The organism is Oleiphilus sp. HI0066, assembly GCF_001635725.1.
Map to the genome: position 1 here is coordinate 1 of NZ_LWFH01000571.1, position 1,046 is coordinate 1,046.

General features: G+C 47.1%; 1 protein-coding gene. It reads right to left on the reverse strand.

What is annotated here, in order from left to right:
* Positions 1-9: 9 nt before the first annotated feature.
* The coding region (locus tag A3738_RS07665; RefSeq protein ID WP_197473685.1) for a BatD family protein at positions 10-1,046 on the reverse strand (1,037 nt) is incomplete at its 5' end.

Below are 1,046 nucleotides of genomic sequence, written 5' to 3' on the forward strand. Positions count from 1 at the left end.
ATTAAGATGTTAAACAGGGTAGAATGGTTTTAGTCCGTACCGATCAGATTTACCAGAACGTGAGCCAGACATGCTCAACTTATGCAGAGCTTTCACCGCTGCTAACAATTGTTTTTCATCCTGCTTATATGATTCATTATCATGTTGTGCGGAATACTTTGCCGCTTCTAGCCGAGCGATAATTTGTTTTGCATCATTTTGATCTAATGACGAGATGCGATCGAGTTGTCTGGACCATGTGTGAAATAGACTCAAATACCGCATGTCGGAACGCTCAATCAAATGGATCAACTCATCATAAATATCTTGTTCTCTATTGGGCTTGCGTTCTTGTTGAGTATTATCTCGTCGAAGTTTCCTATATAACCAAGTAGCGTGAGCACCCCAAGAAATTAGTACTAAAACTATTGCGATAGGCCATAGATACGAGGAACTAGACACAACCTGTTCTGAGGTGCTTTGTGTAGTCTCTGCCTCAGAATTTAGCGCCGAAAGCTCAGAGCTAGAGCTTGAATCCTCAGAGTTTTGATCAAGAGCCGACGAGTCTGGCGTGTTAAGGTCTTGCTCAGTGCCAAGTCTAGAAGCCGCGACAACGTCGATAGACTGTTCTGGTAGACGTGCAACACGCTCTACATCATTTACCGTATCCCACCATTTTATTTCGAGTGCAGGTAGGATCGCTTGCGCTGGCGAAACGGCAACCAGCGCATGTCGTTCCTTGCGCTGACTTTGTGCTCCAGCTGAGTGTTCAATCGTGTCGAGTTCTGGCGTATCAGGATATACCTTGAGCGCATTAGACGACGGAGGCGCTAGTTCGGGTAGCGCAGAGCCAAGCAAACCTAATGCAGATAATGTCACCGTTCGCGTTACCGATCCGCCCACTTCAAGCGTTGAGATCTCAGGGTCGAACGATTGAGTGAGCGCCAGGCTTGATGCTGGAAGCCACGTTTTGCCTGAAAATTCTGCGGGAGGCGGTTTTACGTCGAACTCGACTGAGTTTGCTAACTCGCGAGCACGAGCTCTTCGACGAGTCCTAGAATCAACGA